The sequence below is a fragment of the Mesorhizobium sp. NZP2234 genome (assembly GCF_013170765.1).
Taxonomy (GTDB): domain Bacteria; phylum Pseudomonadota; class Alphaproteobacteria; order Rhizobiales; family Rhizobiaceae; genus Mesorhizobium; species Mesorhizobium loti_D.
Map to the genome: position 1 here is coordinate 4,640,654 of NZ_CP033364.1, position 21,897 is coordinate 4,662,550.

23 protein-coding genes are annotated in these 21,897 nt (G+C 62.7%); 8 read left to right on the forward strand and 15 right to left on the reverse strand.

Going from position 1 to position 21,897, the window contains the following annotated elements; translation table 11 throughout:
• Nucleotides 1-167: 167 nt before the first annotated feature.
• From EB230_RS22995 to EB230_RS23025, 7 genes are all read right to left on the reverse strand, one after another.
• Nucleotides 168-746: a hypothetical protein gene (locus EB230_RS22995; protein WP_171883362.1), complete on the reverse strand. Its 579-nt coding sequence runs from the start codon at nucleotides 744-746 to the stop codon at nucleotides 168-170.
• 99 nt (nucleotides 747-845) lie between these two features.
• Nucleotides 846-2,159 (reverse strand): serine hydroxymethyltransferase, encoded by a 1,314-nt coding sequence (gene glyA / locus EB230_RS23000; RefSeq protein ID WP_015318249.1) that lies wholly within the window; start codon nucleotides 2,157-2,159, stop codon nucleotides 846-848.
• Between the two features lie 193 nt (nucleotides 2,160-2,352).
• A complete protein-coding gene (locus tag EB230_RS23005; RefSeq protein WP_056562521.1) occupies nucleotides 2,353-3,996 on the reverse strand; it encodes a Na+/H+ antiporter in 1,644 nt (547 codons plus the stop codon).
• Nucleotides 3,997-4,270: 274 nt separating this feature from the next.
• Nucleotides 4,271-5,524 carry a murein L,D-transpeptidase gene (locus EB230_RS23010; RefSeq protein WP_056562524.1) on the reverse strand — a complete coding sequence of 418 codons (1,254 nt, stop codon included), beginning with the start codon at nucleotides 5,522-5,524 and terminating at the stop codon, nucleotides 4,271-4,273.
• 350 nt (nucleotides 5,525-5,874) lie between these two features.
• The gene (locus EB230_RS23015) at nucleotides 5,875-6,390 is read right to left on the reverse strand and encodes a winged helix DNA-binding protein (RefSeq protein ID WP_013896002.1); all 516 of its coding nucleotides are present in this window, start codon (nucleotides 6,388-6,390) and stop codon (nucleotides 5,875-5,877) included.
• Between the two features lie 238 nt (nucleotides 6,391-6,628).
• Nucleotides 6,629-7,051 (reverse strand): DUF6163 family protein, encoded by a 423-nt coding sequence (locus EB230_RS23020; protein ID WP_056562528.1) that lies wholly within the window; start codon nucleotides 7,049-7,051, stop codon nucleotides 6,629-6,631.
• Nucleotides 7,048-8,091 carry an enoyl-CoA hydratase/isomerase family protein gene (locus tag EB230_RS23025; RefSeq protein WP_056562531.1) on the reverse strand — a complete coding sequence of 348 codons (1,044 nt, stop codon included), beginning with the start codon at nucleotides 8,089-8,091 and terminating at the stop codon, nucleotides 7,048-7,050. The genes EB230_RS23020 and EB230_RS23025 overlap by 4 nt, the downstream gene beginning before the upstream one ends.
• Nucleotides 8,092-8,277: 186 nt before the next feature.
• Between EB230_RS23025 and EB230_RS23030 the strand changes: the two genes are divergently transcribed.
• From EB230_RS23030 to EB230_RS23040, 3 genes are all read left to right on the forward strand, one after another.
• Entirely contained in the window at nucleotides 8,278-9,102 is an 825-nt protein-coding gene (locus EB230_RS23030; protein WP_056562534.1) for a DUF2066 domain-containing protein, read from the forward strand.
• Nucleotides 9,103-9,215: 113 nt separating this feature from the next.
• Nucleotides 9,216-10,247, forward strand: a complete 1,032-nt coding sequence (gene hemB / locus EB230_RS23035; protein WP_172374014.1) for a porphobilinogen synthase — start codon at nucleotides 9,216-9,218, stop codon at nucleotides 10,245-10,247.
• Between the two features lie 208 nt (nucleotides 10,248-10,455).
• Nucleotides 10,456-11,103, forward strand: a complete 648-nt coding sequence (locus EB230_RS23040) for a dihydrofolate reductase family protein (protein ID WP_172375152.1) — start codon at nucleotides 10,456-10,458, stop codon at nucleotides 11,101-11,103.
• Nucleotides 11,104-11,292: 189 nt separating this feature from the next.
• On the opposite strand, the gene ppk2 is transcribed toward EB230_RS23040, so the two are convergent.
• Complete coding sequence (gene ppk2 / locus EB230_RS23045) at nucleotides 11,293-12,213, reverse strand: polyphosphate kinase 2 (protein WP_056562540.1); 921 nt, start codon at nucleotides 12,211-12,213, stop codon at nucleotides 11,293-11,295.
• 281 nt (nucleotides 12,214-12,494) lie between these two features.
• Between ppk2 and EB230_RS23050 the strand changes: the two genes are divergently transcribed.
• The gene (locus EB230_RS23050) at nucleotides 12,495-13,538 is read left to right on the forward strand and encodes an aldo/keto reductase (protein WP_056562542.1); all 1,044 of its coding nucleotides are present in this window, start codon (nucleotides 12,495-12,497) and stop codon (nucleotides 13,536-13,538) included.
• An 18-nt stretch (nucleotides 13,539-13,556) separates the two neighbouring features.
• Here EB230_RS23050 and EB230_RS23055 read toward each other — a convergent pair whose 3' ends face one another.
• Both EB230_RS23055 and EB230_RS23060 read right to left on the reverse strand, forming a co-directional pair.
• Nucleotides 13,557-14,528, reverse strand: a complete 972-nt coding sequence (locus EB230_RS23055; protein ID WP_056562545.1) for a glycosyl transferase family 90 — start codon at nucleotides 14,526-14,528, stop codon at nucleotides 13,557-13,559.
• A 149-nt stretch (nucleotides 14,529-14,677) separates the two neighbouring features.
• The gene (locus EB230_RS23060) at nucleotides 14,678-15,649 is read right to left on the reverse strand and encodes a glycosyl transferase family 90 (protein ID WP_056562550.1); all 972 of its coding nucleotides are present in this window, start codon (nucleotides 15,647-15,649) and stop codon (nucleotides 14,678-14,680) included.
• 199 nt (nucleotides 15,650-15,848) lie between these two features.
• On the opposite strand from EB230_RS23060, the gene EB230_RS23065 reads away from it, so the two are divergent.
• Nucleotides 15,849-15,995 carry a hypothetical protein gene (locus tag EB230_RS23065; protein WP_081294707.1) on the forward strand — a complete coding sequence of 49 codons (147 nt, stop codon included), beginning with the start codon at nucleotides 15,849-15,851 and terminating at the stop codon, nucleotides 15,993-15,995.
• 54 nt (nucleotides 15,996-16,049) lie between these two features.
• On the opposite strand, the gene EB230_RS23070 is transcribed toward EB230_RS23065, so the two are convergent.
• Complete coding sequence (locus EB230_RS23070) at nucleotides 16,050-16,310, reverse strand: DUF982 domain-containing protein (RefSeq protein ID WP_056562552.1); 261 nt, start codon at nucleotides 16,308-16,310, stop codon at nucleotides 16,050-16,052.
• 194 nt (nucleotides 16,311-16,504) lie between these two features.
• Complete coding sequence (locus EB230_RS23075) at nucleotides 16,505-17,170, reverse strand: GntR family transcriptional regulator (RefSeq protein ID WP_172374015.1); 666 nt, start codon at nucleotides 17,168-17,170, stop codon at nucleotides 16,505-16,507.
• Nucleotides 17,171-17,286: 116 nt separating this feature from the next.
• On the opposite strand from EB230_RS23075, the gene EB230_RS23080 reads away from it, so the two are divergent.
• Both EB230_RS23080 and EB230_RS23085 read left to right on the forward strand, forming a co-directional pair.
• Complete coding sequence (locus tag EB230_RS23080) at nucleotides 17,287-18,540, forward strand: multidrug efflux MFS transporter (protein ID WP_172374016.1); 1,254 nt, start codon at nucleotides 17,287-17,289, stop codon at nucleotides 18,538-18,540.
• Nucleotides 18,541-18,574: 34 nt separating this feature from the next.
• The gene (locus EB230_RS23085) at nucleotides 18,575-18,940 is read left to right on the forward strand and encodes a DUF423 domain-containing protein (protein ID WP_172374017.1); all 366 of its coding nucleotides are present in this window, start codon (nucleotides 18,575-18,577) and stop codon (nucleotides 18,938-18,940) included.
• A 17-nt stretch (nucleotides 18,941-18,957) separates the two neighbouring features.
• On the opposite strand, the gene EB230_RS23090 is transcribed toward EB230_RS23085, so the two are convergent.
• Both EB230_RS23090 and EB230_RS23095 read right to left on the reverse strand, forming a co-directional pair.
• A complete protein-coding gene (locus tag EB230_RS23090) occupies nucleotides 18,958-19,107 on the reverse strand; it encodes a hypothetical protein (RefSeq protein ID WP_172374018.1) in 150 nt (49 codons plus the stop codon).
• Between the two features lie 55 nt (nucleotides 19,108-19,162).
• The gene (locus EB230_RS23095; protein ID WP_172374019.1) at nucleotides 19,163-19,306 is read right to left on the reverse strand and encodes a hypothetical protein; all 144 of its coding nucleotides are present in this window, start codon (nucleotides 19,304-19,306) and stop codon (nucleotides 19,163-19,165) included.
• A 164-nt stretch (nucleotides 19,307-19,470) separates the two neighbouring features.
• Between EB230_RS23095 and EB230_RS23100 the strand changes: the two genes are divergently transcribed.
• Nucleotides 19,471-20,547: a substrate-binding domain-containing protein gene (locus EB230_RS23100; protein ID WP_172374020.1), complete on the forward strand. Its 1,077-nt coding sequence runs from the start codon at nucleotides 19,471-19,473 to the stop codon at nucleotides 20,545-20,547.
• 12 nt (nucleotides 20,548-20,559) lie between these two features.
• Here EB230_RS23100 and EB230_RS23105 read toward each other — a convergent pair whose 3' ends face one another.
• Entirely contained in the window at nucleotides 20,560-21,738 is a 1,179-nt protein-coding gene (locus EB230_RS23105) for an OpgC family protein (protein ID WP_056562565.1), read from the reverse strand.
• Nucleotides 21,739-21,897 lie beyond the last annotated feature (159 nt).

Sequence of the window (21,897 nt, forward strand, 5' to 3'; positions counted from 1 at the left end):
CTGGTGAGGCGAAAGATTTAGAGCCTTTCCGGCCGGGATTGAAGCAGTTCCGTTTCTTCAGAGATAGCGAGGCGCGAGGAAGATTGCCAGCGTGGCAACCGGCCAGACGGCGATGCCGCCGGCAACGGCCAGGCGATAGTCGACCTATTGCGGACCCAGCCGTCCAGTCACGGCGCGACGTCCTTGGTCGGGAAGCCGCAGGACGTGCCCAGGTTGCGGTAGGCCTTGGTGAAGCCGTCCATCGGGATACTGGCGAAAGCCTGCTTGCCGAAAGTCACGTCGAGCGAGACAACCTGGCGCATGGCACGCAGCAGCGCGAGACTGGTCTTGGCCTGATTGTCGACCGTCCAGCTCGGGCGGCCGATGACGGCATCGTTGGAATAGACCGTCGCCGAAACCTTGACGCCGGGGTCGCCAAACGTCGCCGCGATCTTCTTGCCGGTCGGCAGCTGCTTGTTGTCGACAGTGAGCATGATGGCCGGAAAGGCATCGGGCGGCAGCGCATCGCCGGTCGAGATCGACAAGGTCAGCGTGCCCGAATTGCCGTTCGCATCGAAGAACGCCGTCGAAGCCGCACAGGTCTTGCTCGCATCCTGGCCGGTGTCGAGCACATCGACGATGGTCGTCCATTTGCCGAAAGTGTTGGTAACCGGCGTCTCCGGGGCGGGCTGTGTCTGCGCCAGGGCGGATCCGCAAAGGGCCAGCCAGCTGACAACGCCGAGCGGGGCGAGACGAAAATTGCGCATCATCAGGTCTCCAGTTCCATGCGTCACCCGATCAGGGGTGACGCACCGCCGGCGAATAAGAGATGACGCTTCGCGCCGGGTCAATCGAGATAGAGACGATCAACCGAGATAAGGATAGAGCGGAAAACGATCGGTCAGCGCCACGACCTTGGCCTTGACCGCCGCCTCGACCGCGGCATTGCCCTCGTCGGAATTGGCGACCTTGAGACCATCAAGCACTTCGGCGATCAGCTTGCCGATCTCGCGGAATTCGGCCTGGCCAAAGCCGCGCGTCGTGCCGGCAGGGGTGCCGAGGCGCACGCCCGAGGTGACGAAGGGCTTTTCCGGATCGAAGGGAATACCGTTCTTGTTGCAGGTGATGTTGGCGCGGCCAAGAGCTGCCTCGGCGCGCTTGCCCGTGGCGTTCTTGGGGCGCAAATCGACCAGCATCAGATGGTTGTCGGTACCACCGGAAACGATGTCGAGACCGGTCTCCTTGAGGCTCGAAGCCAGCGCCTTGGCATTGGCGGCCACGCTCTCGGCATAGACCTTGAAGCTCGGCTTCAGCGCCTCGCCGAAGGCCACCGCCTTGGCGGCGATGACATGCATCAGCGGGCCGCCCTGCAGGCCGGGGAACACCGCCGAGTTCATCTTCTTGGCAATGTCCTCGTCGTTGCACAGGATCATGCCGCCGCGCGGGCCGCGCAGCGACTTGTGCGTGGTGGTCGTCACCACATGCGCGTGCGGCAGCGGCGACGGGTGCACGCCGCCGGCGACGAGGCCGGCAATGTGCGCCATGTCGACCATCAGATAAGCGCCAACCGCGTCAGCGATCTCGCGGAAACGCTTCCAGTCCCAGATGCGCGAATAGGCGGTGCCGCCGGCCAGGATCAGCTTCGGCTTGGTCTCATGCGCGGTCTTCTCGATCGCGTCCATGTCGAGCAGATGGTCGTCCTTGCGCACGCCATAGGAGACGACCTTGAACCATTTGCCGCTCATGTTCACAGGCGAGCCATGGGTAAGATGGCCACCGGAATTGAGATCAAGGCCCATGAAGGTGTCGCCGGGCTGCAGCAGCGCCAGGAATACCGCCTGGTTCATCTGGCTGCCGGAATTCGGCTGGACGTTGGCGAAATTGCATCCGAACAGCTTCTTCGCCCGCTCGATGGCCAGTTCCTCGGCCACGTCGACGAACTGGCAGCCGCCGTAATAGCGCTTACCCGGATAGCCTTCGGCATATTTGTTGGTCATGATCGACCCTTGCGCCTCGAGCACCGCGCGCGAGACGATGTTTTCCGAAGCGATCAGTTCGATCTCGTGGCGCTGTCGACCGAGTTCGTTGCGGATGGCGCCGAAAATCTCCGGATCGGCGTCTTCCAGCGTGGTTTCGAAGAAGGATTCGAATTTATTCGACGCTGCCGCTGCTGTTGCCATAGCCTGAAATCCTCGGTTCGGGGGCAATTTGTTTATGCATACCGTTGCCCCAAAACCGCTGCGCACTTTTGGGCGACACGCATTGCCGCGCCATTAACACAGTTGTTTTCGACCCGCCACGTTTGCGGCGCGAAATTTGCTGGCCGGTTTGCGGCAGAGGTTGCAAATCCATGTCCCTTGGGCATTGCGGGCCTTATTTTCGTGCCTGCCTGCCGTCCAGAAGAGCTTCGGTGAGCGTGATCTCGGTGAACAACGCCCGCGCCGTGTGGTCGTTGATCTCGCCGCGGCGTAGCATGGCGCGCAAGGCGTCACGCTCGGCGGCGATGCCGGCCAGCCTCAGGTCGATCTCCAGCCTCCCCGCCTCGCGCATCTCTGCGCGCGCTTCATCGGCCTCGTCGGCCGCCGCGATGCGCCGCCGGTAGGCAGCGACAATCCCATTGGCGGCGGCGAGCCTGACGCCGGGCACATCGCCCTCCTCGTCGTCGGTCTGCGCGATGCTTTCAAGGTGGGCGATCGCGGCCTTTGCCGCGCCGACACGCGCCATGCGTTCCTCGGCGGCGCCTGCGTCTTCACCCGGTTCGACCAGTCCGCGCGCGATGACGGGCAAGGCCAGGCTGGCGATCGCCAGGGAGCAGATGATGACGCCGGCGGCGAGAAAGATGACAAGGTCCCGCGCGGGAAACGGCGAGCCGTCCTGCAGGGCCAGCGGCAGCGACAATATGCCGGCCAGCGTTATGGCGCCACGCACGCCGGCCACCGATCCGGCGAGCCGCACGCGCAGGCCGAATGGCTCGGCCCTGCGTTTGCCAAGCCGGGCCGCAAGCCCCGCCATGATGTCGCCGATCCAGATCCAGACGAAACGGAGCGCGATCAGGCACAAGGTCAGCGCCATCACGGTCAGCACCGGCTGAATGAGCGGATAGTTGCCGGTGAGCTCCGGTGGCACCTTGCGGATGATTTCGGGGAGCTGCAGGCCGAGCACGATGAACAGCGCGCCGTTGAAGACGAAGGAAAATGTCGTCCAGAGCGAGATCGTCTGCACGCGCGCCGAAACGCCAAGAAAGCGGAATATGCCGGTGCTCCCGGTCAAAAGGCCGGCGGTCACCGCGGCCAGGATACCCGAAGCCTCGAAGTGCTCGGCGGCCAGATAGGCGACGAAGGGAAGCAGGATGGTGATCAGCACCTGCGCCTCGGGCGGCACGTCGCCGATGCGGTTCAGGAGTTGCAGCGCCTTGGCGGCGACGAACAATGCCGCCACGCCGGCCAGGATGCCGACCACCACGGCGTAGAGGAAACTCAGCGAGGCGTCAGCGAAGGAAAAACTGCCGGTCAATGCCGCCGCGACGGCAAAGCGGAACATGACCAGGCCCGACGCATCGTTGAGCAGCGACTCGCCTTCCAGAATGTGCATCAGCCGCGCCGGGACCACGCTTCTGTCGACGATCGAGGAGACTGCCACCGCGTCGGTCGGTGACAGGACCGCCGCGAGCGCGAAGGCAACGACCAGCGGAATGCTCGGCACCAGCCAGTGCAAGGCATAGCCGAAGCCGACAATGGTGAAGAAGACGAGGCCGATGGCAAGGTCGAGGATGGGTCCGCGCAATGCCATCAGGTCGCGCTTGGGCGCGCCAAAAGCGTCACTGAACAGCAGCGGTGGAATGAACACCAGCAGGAACAGTTCAGGATCGATCTCGATATGGATGCCGCGCACCGGCCATGCGAGCGCGGCGCCCATCGCAATCTGCAGGATCGGCAGCGGCACCCGCACCAGCCGCACCAGCGCGCCGGAAACGGCGACGAAGACGAGCACGACGAGGACAAGGATGGCGGCTTGCATGGTGCGATTCCGGCTGTGTCGCGAACCATGCGCAATCGTCGACCCCGCGTCCAGACAGCGCCGGCGCGGCGACGGCCGGGCTGAGTTCATGGCGTGGGCGAGCCGACCGCATGGGCAAGCATGCCGCCAATGTCGAAAAAAAGGCCGGCACCTGGCGTCAACGCGAGGTTGCCTAGGGGCACCAGCTGGCCGGCCGCACGCCAGCCCCCGCGGACGTTCCCGCCAAACAAAAAAGGCCGCCTGATGGCGGCCTTTCGTTATGAATATCAAAGCCTTATAGCGAAGATGTAATCTGCAGCTCGCTGGCGCCGTCCAGCGCGTAGACGTCGTCGCGGAACTGGACCACGCCAGGTCCCGTCGACCAGGCCGAGAGATAGAGGAAGTGCACCGGCACCGGGTTGGTGACCTGGATCGGCGTGTTCTGGCCGGTCTTGATCGCCGCCTCGAAATGCTGACGGTCCCAGCCGGGCGTGTCGCGCAGGATCCAGGTTACGAGATCGCGCACGTTCTGGACGCGCACGCAGCCCGAGGAGTCGAAGCGCATCATTTTGCCGAACAGGCTCTGCTGGGGCGTGTCGTGCATGTAGACGCCGTCCGGGCTCGGGAAATTGATCTTGACCGAAGCCATGGCGTTTTCCGAACCGGGATCCTGGCGGAACCGGTATTTGGCAGCATCATCGGTCGACCAGTCGACGTTCATCGGATCGACTTCGCTGCCGTCCGGCGCGAACAGGCGGATATGGCTGTTCTTCAAATAGTCGGGATCCTTCCGCATCAGCGGAATGATGTCCTTGCGCACGATCGAGACCGGCGCGTTCCAGTACGGGTTGACGATGATCTCGTTGATCTTGGAATTGACGATCGGCGTCTGGCGATCGATCTTGCCGACGATTGCCGTGTGGCGAAGCACGACGCGGTCGTTCTCGACCGCTTCGACCTGGGCCGCCGGAATGTCGACCAGCACATAGCGGCTGCCCAGCGTGCCGGCCTTCTCCTTCAGCCGCTGCAGATTGGTTTGCAGCTGGCCAAGCCGGACCTGCGCCGAAACGTTCATCGCCGCATAGGTGTATTTGCCCATCGAGCCGTCAGCGGGCAGGCCGTGGCGCAGCTGGAAGCGCTTCACCGCCGAGTCGACATAGGAATCGAAGGCCGTCGAGATGCCGGCGCTCTGCGAAAGGTCGCCAGCGACCATGAGCCGCTTGCGCAGCGGCACGACATCGGGATCATCGACGCCGAGTTGCAGCTTCTTGGTCGCGGGGACCTCTACCCAGCCACCCTGCCCGACAATGTTCTGATACTGCGCGACCGCCTGCTCCGTGAACGCAACCGTCTGCGGGCTGAAGATCGGCAGCGTCGACGCCACCTTGCCGCCTTCGCTGGCACGGGCGTCGAATTGGTCGTCCCAATTGCCGCGGGCCGAGGATTTCAGGATATCTCCGATCACATCCTGCGCGCTCGCGCGGCCGGCCACCATGGCGGCGGCGAGCAACGAGGCTCCGGAAAGGAAGAAGCGGCGGCTGGTTCTCATGGACGTTCCAGACATAGGTAGCGGTTCGATCACTTGCTGCGTCGATCATCGGGCGATCTCGCCCGCACTCTAAAATTGGCAATCTTAACAATTAGCCAACCATGGCCCGTATCACGTTGGCGAGAAACGCGCGAGGCGCGATACGGTTGCGGGTGGACGCATGGTCTTCACGACAGCATCACTGCCACCCTCGGTTCCACTGGAATATGGCGGCAACGTGGCCTTGCGCCCAAATCGGCCGGGCCGGCGCTCCGAAAAGAAAGGGACCGGTGCTTTTCGGCACCGGCCTTGACTGAAGGTCGCTATTTCGGCCGCGCTTCTGTGGCGCGGGCCAGATCCGACGCGGCGCCTTACATCCGGTAGGCGATGGTGTCGTTCCAGAAGCGGTCGAGCCGCTGCAAAGCGCGGTTCATCTGCTTGAACTCGTCGGTGTTGATGCCGCCGACCTGCTCGATCGAGCCGACATGGCGCTCATAGAGACCGGCGACGACGTCAGCCACCTCGTTGCCCTTCGGAGTCAGCGAGACGCGGACCGAACGGCGGTCGATGCGCGAACGCTGGTGGTTGATGAAGCCGAGATCGACCAGCTTCTTCAGATTGTAGGACACGTTCGAGCCGAGATAGTAGCCACGCGAGCGCAGCTCTCCGGCGGTCAGCTCGGAATTGCCGATGTTGAACAGCAGCAGCGCCTGGATGGCATTGATGTCAGAACGGCCGTTGCGGTCGAATTCGTCCTTGATCACGTCAAGCAGACGGCGGTGCAGCCGCTCGACGAGCTGCAGCGATTCCATGTAAAGCGAACGGATAGCCTCGCGGCGATCGTCGGAAACGTTGGCGGTCTTCGCCGCCGGACGCGAATTGATCATTGTCTTTGCCTCTCGTTTGTCGCCCTGGTGATTTTTTGTTTTTCACCTTGATCGCGACACTATCGAATACTCATAAAATTCGACTTAAACGCTAGGGCTAACAAGAGCTTACCGGTAACAGGTTTCGAAAGAGGCTTAACGAACGGTCACCCGAGCAAGGATAATTAACCTAAAGGCTTAGGCAATAATCGCGAGGCCGGATCGCGGGGGCCGCGAAGTCGTCAACGGCGGCAAGAGCTTAGTGCCGCGCGGGGCGTTTCTGCAGGTAGATGACGACGCGAAAGACGATGTAGAGCAGCGCCACCGCCGCATGCGAGACGACGATCAGCAGCCGATGGCCGAAAAGCTCGGGAAAGCCGGCATACATGACGGTTTCGGTGACGGCGCAGATGAACCAGATCACCGGCCCCCAGGAGGCCAGCATCCAAAGCCCCGCCGCGGCGAAGGGGAAGAACACGGCGAGCATCACCGCCGCCACCTGCCAGTGCACCGGCATCAGGTCGAAGCGCCAGAGCGATCCAGGGTAAAAGCCGATCAGCTTGATCCAGTACAGGATGCCGAACAGCAGGCAGTAGCCGGCGATGACGCGCTGGAACCAGGCGAAGATGACCTCGACCGTCGAGGGCTGGAGCACGACGCGTCGCGACGTCACCTCGCTCATAGCGGGAGTTCCCGTTCGCCGAGCGGGGCGAAATAGGCCTCGACATCCGCCTCGCCGACCGCATCGAGGGTTGCCGGCCGCCATTGCGGCTTCGACCCCTTGTCGATGATGGCGGCGCGGATGCCTTCGTAGAAATCGTGGCCGGCAAGCATGCGGTTGAGGATGCGAAATTCCATCTTCATGCACTCGTCCATCGACAGCGTCTGCCCGGCGCTGATCTGCCGCCAGGCGACGCGAAGGCTGGTCGGAGAGCGCATGCGGATCGTCGCCAGCGTCTTGGCCGCGAATTCATCGGTGCCCGACGCGCGATCCAAGCTGTCGAGAACATCCTGAAGAGACGGCTGGTTGAAATGGCGCGATATCGCTTCGAGCGTCGGCCTGTCGGTCTCCCGCTTTGCCTGGACAAAGAAACCGCGCAGCACCGATTCCGGATCACCGGTCAGCACCAGCCGATCGAGGATGCTGGCCTGGTCTTCGGCCTTGATCGTGTGGGTGGCGAGCCCCGACCACAGCGCGTCGCCATAGCGGATGCGGTTGCCGGTCAAGGCCAGATACATGCCGAAGGAACCGCCAAGGTCGGGCAGAAGATGGCTGGCGCCGACATCCGGGAAAAAGCCGATGCCGACCTCCGGCATGGCGAACTGGGCATTTTCGGTCATCACCCGGTGCGAACCGTGAAAGGAGATGCCGACTCCGCCGCCCATGACGATGCCGTCGATGAGGGCGACATAGGGTTTCTTGAAGCTGTTGATGCGGGCGTTCAGCCGATACTCGTCGGCGAAGAACTCGACCGGCGGATTTCCCGCCCGGCCGGACTCGTAGATATGCAGGATGTCGCCACCTGCCGAAAACGCCCTGCCCTCGGCCCTGACGAGGACGACGTCCACGCCGTCATCGCGCTCCCAGGCATGCAAGGCCTTGCCCAGCGCCTTGACCATGCGATGGGTGACGGCGTTGAGCGCCTGCGGTCGCGTCAGCGTCACGACACCGGCCCTGCCCAACCGTTCGAAGCGAATTTCGTCGCCTCCACCAAAATCCATCGCCAGAGAATCCTTCCCCCGCGCCTGCGGGACTGAAGTGCTAAAGGCGGCGCATGGGTGCGTCAATGGCGGCGGCCTCTCCACCACAGGCTTGGCGGCCGGCGGCGAGCAATGCTACGAAGATCGCTGCCGTTGCAAGCGACGCGCCGATACCGCGCGCGCAAGCGGATTCGGGGACAGTTGGCCATGTCCGGATTTCTTCGTCCAGCGCTGTTGACGATCGGGCTTATTATGATCGCGAGCCTTGCACCGCGCCCCGCGTCCGCCGTCACGATCGACGATCTCTACCAGTCACGGACCATCGTCACCGGCCAGGGCGAAGAGAACCGCCAGATAGGCTTCAGGGACTGCCTGGACCGGGTCCTGGTCAGGGTTTCAGGCGACCAACGGCTGCCGAAAAAGCCGGAAATGCTGGCGCTACGCGACAAGGCCGGCGATTTCATCGACACCTTCCGCTACCATGACCGGCTGGAAGGCATTCCGATACATGACGAGCAAGGCACGCATGACCGGCCGCATGATCTGATTTGTCTCTACAAGCCCGCCACGGTCGACAAGCTGCTCGAACAGCTCGGCAGCAGGCCCTGGCTTGGCGAGCGGCCGACGCTTACCGTCTTTCTCACCGTCGAACAGGGCGCTCGGCATTTTTTGCTAGGCGCCGACGAGGAGCGTGGCGAGACGATGCGCGCATCTTTCGCCAATGCCACCGATCCGTTGTTGATGCATGTCGTATTCCCCAACGCGGCGCAGTTGGCCGAGCTGGACGGAAAAGGGCTGCGCATCGACGACATGGCAAGGCTGGATCTGCTGGCCAAACAGGCCGGTGGCGCGCAAGCGCTCGCCGGCAGCATCGTATGGAGCGACAAGGAGCTCGGCTGGATCGCCGATTGGCGACTGGCCGGTCACGGCAAGACCTATCGCTGGCAGGTCCGCGGCGTCAGCTTCGACGAGGCGTTCCGGGCGGCAATAGGGGGTGCCGCGCAGATTCTTTCCGGCAATGGAAAGCCCTGACCGGATAGGCATGGCGGGACGGTACCTCCCCTTCTGCCGGCCTGGCACAATCGTGTCGCATTGGTCAGCGACAAGGGCTCGTGGTAAAAGCCGCCGAAACGAGAGTTTTGGCCATGAACAAATTCACCCCGACCAAGCCAGCCGGCGCGCGCAGCGTCGATGACATCACCGGCAGCCGCCGCCTGCGCCGCATGCGCAAGGCCGACTGGTCGCGCCGCCTGGTGCAGGAGAACCGGCTTACGGTCGACGACCTGATCTGGCCGATCTTCGTTGTCGAGGGCAAGGATGTACGCGAGCCGATCGCGGCCATGCCAGGCGTCTTCCGCCTGTCGGTCGACCTTGCCGTCAAGGAGGCCGAACGGGCGGCAAAGCTCGGCATTCCGGCTCTCGCCACGTTCCCCAATGTCGAGCTCGGCTTGCGCGACCAGACCGGGTCGCACATCCTCGACCCGCAAAACATCATCAATCGCGCCAGCCGCGCGATAAAGGACGCGGTGCCCGAAATCGGCATCATCACCGACGCCGCGCTCGACCCGTTCACCAGCCACGGCCATGACGGCATCCTGCGCGACGGCATCATCGTCAACGACGAGACGGTCGAGCAGGTCGCGGCTGCGGCCGTCATCCAGGCGGCCGCCGGCGCCGACATCATCGCGCCTTCCGACATGATGGACGGCCGGATCGGCGCCATCCGCGATGCGCTCGACGCCAACGGTTTTCAGGACGTGGCGATCATGTCCTACGCGACGAAGTTCGCCTCGGCCTTCTACGGCCCCTATCGCGAGGCGGTCGGCACCGCCGGGCTGCTCAAGGGCGACAAGAAGACCTATTACATCGACCACGCAAATTCCGACGAGGCGGTGCGCGAGGCCGAGCAGGACATCGCCGAGGGCGCCGACATGCTGATGGTCAAACCAGGCCTGCCCTATCTCGACATCATCCGCCGGCTGAAGGACGAATTCCAGATGCCGACCTTCGCCTACCAGGTGTCGGGCGAATATTCGATGATCAAGGCCGCCGGCGCCAATGGCTGGATAGACGGCGAGAAGGCGATGCTGGAATCGCTGCTCGCCTTCAAGCGCGCCGGCTGCGACGGCATCCTCACCTATTTCGCACCGGAAGTGGCTGAGATGCTTAAGGGGTAGCTCGCACCAAACCTGAACGAGAAAGCCGCCGAAGCCCAGCGATGTGGCGTATCAGCGCCGTTATCTTTTGTTTTGAACGATCTTTCCCAGCTGGCTGTCAGGAGCCTTCTGTAGCCCGTTGCGCATTCACACGAAACCAATTGCTTTTTGCAAGCAGTTAGGTTAAACGGCCACTGATTGCAAATTACATGCGGTTCAGGAGGCAATGGTGTCAAAACTTCGTGTCAATGCTTTCACCCTGTCGCTCGACGGTTATGGCGCAGGGCCTGGCCAGACCCTCGAACATCCGCTCGGCGTGGGAGGCGAGAACCTGCACAAATGGATGGTCGGCACCCGCACCTTCCGCGCGATGGTGCTCGGACAAGATGGCGGGACCACCGATACCAACGAGACGTTCGCGGCGCGCAGTTTCGAAAATGTCGGCGCCTGGATCCTCGGCCGCAACATGTTCGGGCCGATCCGCGGAGAATGGCCCGACGACAAGTGGAAGGGCTGGTGGGGCGACAACCCGCCCTACCATGTGCCGGTTTTCGTGCTGACGCACCACAAGCGGGCACCCATCACCATGGAAGGCGGCACGACCTTCCACTTCATCACCGACGGCATCCATTCGGCGCTCGAGCAGGCAAGGTCGGCGGCCGGCGACAAGGACGTGCGGGTGGGCGGCGGTGTCGATACCATCCGCCAGTACCTGCAGGAAAAGCTGATCGACGAGATGCACCTGGCGGTGGCGCCCGTGCTGCTTGGCAGGGGCGAGAACCTCTTTGCCGGCCTGGATATGTTGAAGCTAGGCTATCGATGCACCGAGCAGGTTGCGACGACACTTGCCACGCACGTGACGATCGGGCGGGCGTGACTATAGCTCTTTCTCCCCGTCACTATACGGGGAGAAATGCCCGGCAGGGCAAATGAGGGGCGTCGCTGACATTTGGAGACTAGCGGCAAGCTACCAATGGCATTGGGGCTCAATCGCCAACGCCGGCGCAGCCCCTCATCCGCCCCCTCGGGCGCCTTCTCCCCGTGAACGGGGAGAAGGACAAGGTGCTCAATACTTCTCCGGCACGTAGAGTTCGCGCGGCAATGTCTGGCGCTCGTATTCGGGATTGAAGACACGCTCGGGCAGCGTGATCTCCTCGTGCGGCACCTCTTCGTAAGGCATCTGCTTGAGCAGATGGTCGATGCAGTTCAGCCGCGCGCGCTTCTTGTCGTTGCCCTCGACGATGAACCAGGGCGCCTCCGGAATGTTGGTGCGGGCGAAGGTTTCCTCCTTGGCCTTGGTGTACTGCTCCCAGCGTACGCGCGATTGCAGATCCATCGGCGACAGCTTCCATTGCTTCATCGGATCGTGGATGCGCATCAGGAAGCGCATCTGCTGCTCCTCGTCGGTGATCGAGAACCAGTACTTGACCACGGTGATGCCTGAACGCACCAGCATGCGCTCGAACTCCGGCACGTCGTGGAAGAACTCCTCGACCTGCTCCTGCGAGGCAAAGCCCATCACTCGTTCGACGCCGGAGCGATTGTACCAGGAGCGGTCGAACAGCACGATCTCACCGCCAGCCGGCAGATGCGGGACATAGCGCTGGAAATACCATTGCGACTTCTCGCGTTCGGTCGGCGCCGGAAGTGCCACGACGCGGCAGATGCGCGGATTGAGCCGCTGCGTGATGCGCTTGATGACGCCGCCCTTGCCGGCAGAGTCACGGCCCTCGAAAATCACCACCAGCTTCTTCTTGTGATAAGCGACCCAGGACTGCAGCTTGATCAATTCGGACTGCAAGGTGATCAGGTCGCGAAAATACTGCATGCGATCGATCGAAGGCGGATGCGAGTTCTTGTAGATCTTGGCGATCTCCATCGACAGCGCCGGCTCCGACATTTCAAGCTCATAGTCTTCGTCGAGCGTGTCGGCGAGCTCGGCTTCAAGCCAATCCTTGGCGGGAGAATTCTGTCTCAGCTCGGTCATATCGGTCGCTCCGCTAGCAAGCCCTGTCGGTTCATGTCCGGCACCCAAACTGCAGGCCCGTGGCCTGCAATGGAAACACCTTAGCCGAATTCAATATAGGCCGGCGGTGACGGTTTTATTGCAGTTCGGGGCGCGACCGCGGCCGTTGAAAGCTCCGCCATGCGTGATCGATCCACCATCTTTGCATGACGACAAGCCGGGCAAATTGTCCTACAAATCCCCGGTCGCATTCCGGGCTGCCCTTCGCGGCACCCCAATTCAACACAATCGCGAGGACTGACATGGAATACCGCACCCTTGGCCGTTCCGGCCTGAAGGTTTCGACATTGACTTTGGGCACCATGACGTTCGGCGGCACCGGGCCCTTCGCCGCGGTGGGCAACAGCGATCTTACCGAAGCCAAGCGGATGATCGACATGTGCATCGACGCCGGCATCAACCTCATCGACACCGCCAATGTCTATTCAAACGGGCTGTCGGAGGAGATCATCGGCGAGGCACTCGGCGGCAAGCGCAAGAACGACGTGCTGATCGCGTCCAAGGCGCGCATGCGGATCGGCGGCGGTCCGAACGACGAAGGCCTGTCGCGCCACCATCTGATCCGTGAATGCGAAAAGAGCCTGAAGCGGCTGAAGACCGACGTCATCGACATCTATTTCGTCCACCAGTGGGATGGTCTTACCCCGGTCGAGGAAACGGTGGCCGCGCTCGACACCTTGGTCGGCCAAGGCAAGGTGCGCTATATCGGCTGCTCCAACTGGTCCGGCTGGCAGGTGATGAAGGCGCTCTCCATCAGCGACAGCCGTCACCAGCAACGCTTCGTCACCCAGCAGATCCACTATACGCTGGAAGCACGCGAGGCCGAATATGAACTGCTGCCGATCTCGGTCGACCAGGGACTGGGCGTGCTGGTCTGGAGCCCGCTCGCCGGCGGCTTGCTGTCCGGCAAATACCGCCGCGACAGCCCGACCGCGCGCCAGCTCGCGGGCTGGTCCGAGCCGCCGATCCGGGACGAGGATCGGCTCTGGCGGATCGTGGATGTGCTGGTGGAGATCGGCAAGGCTCGCGGCGTCTCGGCGGCGCAGGTGGCACTTGCGTGGCTGCTCGGCCGCCCCGCCGTCTCCTCGCTGGTGATCGGCGCCCGCAACGATACCCAACTCAAGGACAATCTCGCCGCGGCAGCCCTGGAGCTCAACGCCGAAGAACGCCAGCGCCTCGACGCGGTCAGCCGCCCGCCCCTGCTCTACCCCTACTGGCACCAGCAATTGACGGCAAAGGATCGCTTCGGCCCCGCCGATATGGTTCTTGACCGCAGCGTCATCTGACTCTCCGGCCGAAGCGCGCTAGCCCTCGATGAAGTGCCAGAGTTGGCGATCGGGCTCGATCTGGCCGCTGAGCACGAAATATTTATAGAGCACGAGCAGGGAGACAGCCTGCTCGTCCCGCTCATTGGAGAATGTCCGGCAGTAGGCATTGGCCGCGGCAACAATACGCTCGGCCTGCGCCGGATGCCGTTCGAAATAGCGAACCTTTTCGCCAAGGTCGGCGAAATCCGGATCGAGCGGCACATAGTGGACGTTGGCTTCGAGCCGGCTCTCCGCGAACCACGTCTCGTAGGTCGGCGGCGGCATCAGGCACAGCGAGTTCGAATTCATGATCCATTTGAGGTTGGTCGCCACGTCATTGCCCTCGAGCGAGACGATATAGCGGTAGCGCAAGTGTTGGCGGATGCTGAGAAAGGGCTTGCTGTACTCGGCCGGCGCACTTCGCTTGTGTGAACCTACGTCGCAGAATGGCAGGTCACGCGCCGCGTCCAGGAACCGCGTCCTGATCGGATTGTTGAGATCGCCGCGCCAGATCACGACCGGCAGCTTGTCGGCGAAGGCGACTGCGTCGGCGGGCATGTAGAAGTGGCGGAACTTGTTGAACTTCAGAATGACCGCATTGCCATTGTCCGTATGGATCGGCCGGTCCTTGACGAGCGTCGGCACCTTCGGCACCCCGATGACGTCGCCGAACTCCACGTCGAGAAGCAATGACGGGTCGAAATAGCGGGCAAACTCCTTCAGGTCGTAATAGTACATGCTCGGCTCGAACGGCATCTTGTCGATGCGCACCGCATCCGGGCCAGGCACAAAGGCGTCCTGCAGCTTGTTGTAGTCATTCAACCGCCGGCGCACGGCCTCGTCCGAAAGCCTGGCCTGCTCCAGGCGGTCCGCCAGCCGTCGTCGGAAGAGTGCCTGTGGCGCGATATCGCGCATGACGTTTCGCGCGTAATAGAAAACCTTCTGCGTCGTTCTTTTTATGCCGGCCATGGTTCACGTTGATCAGGACAAACGCGACCAAAACACACGACAGCCGAGTTTGTTCCCGCGTCACGCCCGCGCGTCGTTGTGCCAGGCATTTACTGGCGCGGCGGTCGTCCAGCGCGTGCCTCCCGGCTTCGATGGAAGGGCCTGGGCAACTAGCCCGTTATGCAGCGCCAGACCTCGGCATCCGGCTTGATCTGGCCGCTGAGCACAAAATATTTGTACAGCACCAGCAGGGAGATCGCCTGTTCGGTCTGTTCGTGCCCAAAGGTCCGGCAATAGGCGTTCGCAGCCGCGGTGATACGCTCCGCCTTCTCCGGGTTGCGTTCGAAATAGGCCACATGTTCGGCAAGGTCCGAGAAATCAGCTTCGAGCGGCACATAGTGGACATTGGGCTCGAGCTGTCGCTCGGCGAACCATGTCTCGTATGTCGGCGGCGGCATCAGGCAGAGCGACTTCGAGCTCAAGATCCATTTGAGGTTGGTCGCGACATCATTGCCCTCAAGCGAGACGATGTAGCGGTAGCGCTGGTGCTGGCTGATGCTGAGAAACGGCTTGGCGTATTCGGCCGGAGCGTTCGGCTTGTGCGAGCCGGCATCGCAGAACGGCAGGTCGCGCACCGCCTTCAGAAATCTCGTCCTGATCGGATTGTTGAGATCGCCGCGCCAGACCACGACAGGCAGCTTGTCGGCGAACGAGATGGCGTCAGCCGGCATCTGGAAGTGACGAAACTTGTCGAGCTTCATGATGACCGCGTTCTTGTCGTCATCACGGATCGGCCGGTCCTTCACGATCGTCGGCACCTTCGGCACATTCCTGACGTCGCCGAATTCGAGATCGATCAGCAATCCGGGGTCGAAGTAGCGGGCGAACTCCTTCAGGTCGTAATAGTACATGGTCGGCGTGAAGGGCAGTTTGCTGATGCGCATGGCATTGGCGCTTGGGGCGAAGCCATCCTGCAGCTTGTTGTAGTAATTCACCCGCCGGCGCGCCGTCTCGTCGGAAAGCCTGGCCTTTTCGAGGCGGACGGCCAGTCTGCGGCGAAACAAGGCTTGTGGAATGACATCGCGCGCGACGTTTCGCGCATAATAGAAAACCTTTGCCGACGTCCGCGCAATTGTGGCCATGGTTCACTTGATCAAAACAAACGAGCAGCTCTCAATACGCTGGCGCCCCGCGTTTTCTACATCATTACGGCGCCCGTCTGGCAAGCCCCCCTGCGGATCCGCGACGCCGCGCCCGCGCAGAGCCGCTTCAGCTGTTGTGTTTGACGGCTAATGCTCCTAGGCAGGGTCAGAGCCGCAAGGCAGGTCAAAAGGAACCGATATGGCGCGAGCACCAAACTACGATCAGGAACGCAAGGAACGTGACCGGCAGAAGGCGGCGAAGAAGGCCGAAAAGCTGGCGGCCAAGGTTGCCGCGCGGGAACGTTCAAAACCCGAGACCGAGATCGAAAACGAAACAGCGGAATGACGGCAAAAGGCCCGCATATGCGGGCCTTGCCTCAATCCAGCTCGCCGCCCTGTGTCAGGCGGGCGCCTTGTCGCTGATAAAAACGTCCACTTCCCGCGCCGCGGCGATAAAGGCGCGCCTGGCATTCATGGCCGGCTTGTCGCCGGCCAGCGCATCGTGGCAAGCCTGCAGCGCCGCGCGATGCTTGGGACTGCGCTTGCCGGGCCAGCTGTTGAGGAGGTAATCGGAAGCCTCGCGGGCCGTGCGCAAGAGCTGAGTGCTTCCCGCCGTGACGGACTTGACGGTCACGGGTGTTTCAAATCGGTTGTTTTCCATCGCCGCTCTTACGCCATCGGCGCCCGTGAAGCGAGGCCGAAAGTGCGCTTCGCGTGCGGACGCCGCTTTTGCCCGGCAGCGCCCTGCCCGTGCGGAACAGTCCCGACTTCACGGAAACGCCTAACCGCCTCTGTCTCTTTATGCTGGACGCAATTCCGGGCAGAAAACCGCTTCACACTTTTCCCGGACCTGCTTCAAGCGGCGACGACGGCAAATCCCCTGGCGCGAAGACCGCGTCGATCGTTGGCGAGCGACGTCACCAGCCGGTCGCGGCTGCCGACGATATGGGCCGAAAGCCGGCGCTCCGCTTCGTCGGCCTCGCCAAGGCGGGCTGCCGCCAGAATGGCACGGTGTTCGGCCCAGGCGCGCCCCAGAGCCGCCTCGTCACGCACCTCCAACCAGCGGGCCCGCGACAGGCGCGTCATGGCATCGCGCACTGCCCTGAACAGGAATTCGTTGCCCGACAGGCGCGCCAGCTCGATGTGAAAATCCATGCCGACACGGTGCCATTCCTCGCGCGGCGTGTTTTCGTCGCAGGAATCGAGCATCGCCTCGATGATATCGATGGCGCTGCTTTCGGCGTGCATGCATGTCAGCCGCACGGCCGCGACCTCGACAGCTTCGCGATAGACGGCGATCTGCTCGAGCTCGGCAAGGTTGATCGGCGACACCGTCCAGCCACGGCCATCCCTGCCAACCAGCCCCTCGGTCTCCAGCCGCAGAAGTGCCGCCCTGACCGGTGTGCGCGAGGCGCCGAAGCGCCCTTCGATCCAACGCTCGGTCAATTTCTCGCCTGGGCCGATCTCGAGCCCCAGGATCATCTCCCGCAACTGTCGTTCGACATTCTGCATCTGCGACATCGTGTTGGCCTCTTCGAAGCCGCATTGACAGCAGCCGGGTTGAAGTTCATGACGGATACCATTTTGGTATCCCAAAACGGTATCCGCAACAAGCATTGATATCGAGCAGGCAGGGCATGGCACAGGAAGATACGCAACAGGGCGGCTACAACATCCATTGGCGGCGCAATCTCGCCGTCTGTTTCGCCGGCTCGTTCAGCACACTCATCGCCATGACGCTGCTGTTGCCTTTTCTGCCGCTCTATGTCGAGCAGCTCGGCGCACAAGGCCATGCGGCGATCGTGCAGTGGTCCGGCATCGCCTACGGCGCCACCTTCTTCGCCGCGGCCCTGGTCGCGCCGCTGTGGGGACGGCTGGGCGACCGCTACGGCCGCAAGGTGATGCTGGTGCGCGCCAGCTTCGGCATGGCGATCTGCATGTCGCTGACGGGCATGGTCGAGACGGTCTGGCAACTGGTGCTGCTGCGCCTGCTGATCGGGTTTGCCGGCGGCTATTCATCGGGTTCGACCATACTGGTGGCCATGCAGACGCCCAAGGACCGTTCCGGCTGGGCGCTCGGCGTCCTGTCCGCGGGAATCACGGCGGGTTCACTTGTCGGTCCCCTGCTCGGCGGTGCGCTGCCGCCGATCATCGGCATTCGCGCCACGTTCCTGTTGTCCGGCGGCGTCATCTTCCTTGCCTTCCTGGCGACCACGTTCCTCATCAAGGAGACCCAGCGAGCGAGGCCGGTCACGGCAGCGTCGGCGGCAAAGCCGAAAAGCGGCTGGTCGCAGATCCCGGACAAGCGCCCCGTCGTGGCCATGCTGACAACCGGCATGCTGCTCGCCTTCGCCACAATGTCGATCGAGCCGATCATCACCGTCTATGTACAGCAACTCATAGAGGACCAGAGCCGGGTGACGATGATCGCGGGCGTGGTGATGTCGGCGACGGCGCTGGGCACTATCCTGTCGGCATCCTGGCTCGGCAAGCTCGCGGATCGTGTCGGCCACTGGAATGTCGTCGTCGGAGCGCTGGCCGTATCGGCCCTGCTGCTTATCCCGCAGGCCTTCGTCAGCAATGGCTGGCAACTGATCGGCCTGCGCTTTCTGATGGGACTGGCGCTGGGTGGCCTGCTGCCCTGCATCACCAGCGTCATCCGCCACAACATCCCCGACGGCGTCGGCGGCAATGTGCTTGGGCTGGCCATCTCGGCGCAGTATGTCGGGCAGGTCGCGGGACCACTATCCGGTGGTTTCGTCGGCGGTCACTTCGGAATGCGCTCGGTGTTTCTCGCGACATCGGTGCTGATGGCCGGCGGTGCCGTCTACAACTGGATTGTCCAGTCGCGGCGCACACGGCATATGGCGTTGGAAGCGAGCGAGTCCTGAGGGCTCAGGCCGTTAAAAGAGGGAACCAGCCGACATGAATTCCTCCGAACCGACAGCCAGCCCTGCCCTCGTGTTTGCCGGCGGTCTCGTCGGCGCGGCAGGCGTGGCGCTGTCAGCTGCCGCCGCGCATCTCGGCGGCGCCTTCACCGGCACGGCCGCGTCGTTCCTCTTGATGCACGCGCCTGTCTTCCTCGCCGTCGGCCTCGCCGGCGCGAATCGCTTTCTGCGGATCGCCAGCGTCGCCTTGCTTGCCGGGCTCCTGCTTTTCGCGGGCGATCTACTTGCCCGCGATTTCCTGGGCTCGAGACTGTTCCCTATGTCGGCGCCGATTGGAGGCACTTTGCTCATCGCCGGCTGGCTGGGGATAGCGATATCCGCCCTGATACGTCGGCGTTCCTAGGGCCGAATCGGTCGGGATCAATCCCCGGGACGTCCGGTGCGTATCCACAGATCGCGATTGCGCGAGGCCCGCTTCGTCAGGCGTCGCGCTTCCGGTCGCTCGGCGGCAGGAGCGATGCCCCAGTAGTTGCGGTAAATGTCCTCGAACAGATGCCTGATGGGATGCATGATTTTTCTCTTTTCGGGTTGAATCGATCCAATGCGTAGGCAAAAAACACGGCGATCAGCTTCGCTTACGCCCCACCAGGAAGCGAAGGTCGCGAATCCATGGGCTTGCCCTGCCCCGCAGCCTGAAGCTGTTGGCGGCCGACCCGATGCTCCAGTCGTTGCGATAGATGTCTTCGAACAGGTAATTGACGGGTTGCATGCCGTACCTCCTCTGAAAACACAGACGGGCCAAACCAATCAACTTGGATCGATTCAATACTAGGTCTCCGACAGTTCCCGGTCAAGCAGAATTTGAATCGATCCAACGAAAGTGCTAGATGCAAATCCGGAACGTGCTAAATGCATGTCAGGAGGCACGCACAAATGGCGTCACTCACCGCAGGCAATCGAAGACCCGTCCGGCTGGCCGATATCGCCAAGGCCGCCGGTGTTTCGCACGGCACCGCATCCAATGTCTTCAGCCGCCCGGAGATCGTGCGCGAGGAGGTTCGCGAACGAGTGAAGGCCGCGGCCGAGGCGATGGGCTATGGCGGGCCGGATCCCAAGGGCCGCCTGTTGCGGGCGGGCAAGGTCAACGCCATCGGCGTCGCCACCGCCGAACCCCTCTCCTACTTCTTCGACGATCCTTTCGCGCGGGTCATGATGGCGAGCATCTCGCAGGCCTGCGATGCGACAGGAGCCGGCATTTCCCTGGTATCGGCAGCTAATAACGAACAGCTTGCCTGGAACATCCAGAGTGCCCTGGTCGACGGCTTCATCGTCTTCTGCATCGAAGGCGGTTCGCGGCTGGTGGAACTGGCGCGCGAGCGCAAACTGCCCTTCGTGGCACTCGACCTTGACTCCGAGGACGGAGCGGTCGCGGCGATCGGTGTCGACAACATCGCCGGTGCCAGCCTCGCGGCGCGCCATCTCACGGATCTAGGACATCGCCGCTTTGCCGTTCTGGCACTGCCTTTCGTCGACGGCAGGACGGGGCTCGTTTCGCCCGAGCAGGTTCGCTCAGCGACCTATGCCGGCACGCGCGACCGGCTCACCGGCTATCTCCAGGAGCTTTCACGGGTTGGCGTCGACACATCCACAGTGCCCGTCTACGAGACCGCCAACGACGCGGCCAGCACGAGAGCGGCCCTCGAAACCGTCTTCGCGGCCAAGGAGCCGCCCACGGCCATCCTGGCGATGTCGGACAAAATAGCCCTGGTGACGCTCGAATGGTTGAGCGCGCGCAAGCTCAGCGTCCCCAACGATGTTTCCGTCATCGGGTTCGACGGTGTTCCGGAGGCCGCCGTGTCCGAGCCGCCCTTGACCACGATCGCCCAGCCGATAGCCGAAATGGGCCGCCTTGCCGTCAAGGCCATCCTGGAGAGCGACGGCAAGGTCAGCCGGCAGTTGCTGCCGGTCAAACTGGTCGTGCGGGCCTCGTCGGCTCCGCCGCGCGGCTGAACGACGGCCCCCTCAGCGATTGGCTCTTGCCATGGCGGAGATGCCGAAAGACGCACGCGCCGGCGTGACATCCTTTTGCGTCATGCGGACCTTGGCCGAAGCGCTGATGGTCGACAGCCATTCGAGATAGAAGGCGAGCGCGAACTGCATGGCGATGCCGGCCGACAGCAGCAGGCTGTCATAGGCAAGCCCGCCCGGATTGATCAGTTTCATCACCTGCGCGACCATGGCGATCACCGTGCCGGCGATGAAGACCGGCAGCGAGCGCTTGCCGAGTATCGCCAGCGGATGGTCAGGGCTGGTGCGGAACAGGTTCGAGAGCGCCGGCAAGGCGACGATCAGATAGCTGACAGCCAGGATATGCAGCAGCCTTGGCAGCGACAGGAAGGTCTTGTCAAAACCGCCGATGACCACCGGAAGCTTGAACCATGTTATCTGGCCCCAGAGCGGACTGTGCACCCATATCAGCGCCGTCAGCACATAGGTCGCGGCCGCGCCGACCAGCCAGCGGTTGATCGGAATGACACCGCCGCGCCTGACATGCAGCATGGCGGCGAGGCCGATGTTGAACAGGAACTGCCAGGAGAGAGGGTTCAGGAACCAGAAGCCGGGCTCAGGATAGTTGGGCGGGGCGATCTGCCAGATGCCGGCGACCAACCACAGCGCGCCGGACACGACCAGCGCCGCGACGGGTCTGTAGCTGATGAACAGGACGAAGGCCGGGGCCATCAGAAGCAGCGCGGCATAGACCGGCAGGATATTGTTGTAGCCAAGCTGATGGCCGAGCGTGACGATGCCGACCAGCACTTCCGGCGTGTTCTTCATCAAGGGCTCGATGTTGATCAGTTTCAGCAATTCCGGCCGCCTCGTGAACACGGCCACGGTACAGAACAAGGCGATCACAACCATGGTCGTGACGATATGGGCGATATAGAGCATGCCTGCCCGCCGCCACATCTTCAATGTGGCCAGAAGCCGGCCACCCGAGCGGAACTTCGTGCCGTAGGCCAGCGCCACCGAGATGCCGGAAATCAGCACGAACGCCTCTGCCGCGTCCGAGAAACCGAAATTCTTGTAGGTCATGACCTCGAAAGCCGTGCCCGGCACATGGTCGATGAAAATGGTGAGCAGCGCCAATGCGCGCAGCACATCGATACGCGTATCGCGTTCGGGCGAGACAGGGGTAATCATCGACAAAAGGCCTCAAAGCTGGTTGTTCATGTCCAGCAATGCGACCCCCGGCGCACCGCTTCGATTCCTCCCAAGCGGAGTATATCGGCGCACAAACGGGCTGGAATGAGCCTGGTTCAATCAACTTTCGCGGAGCATGAAAATATTGCGTTTTGAAGC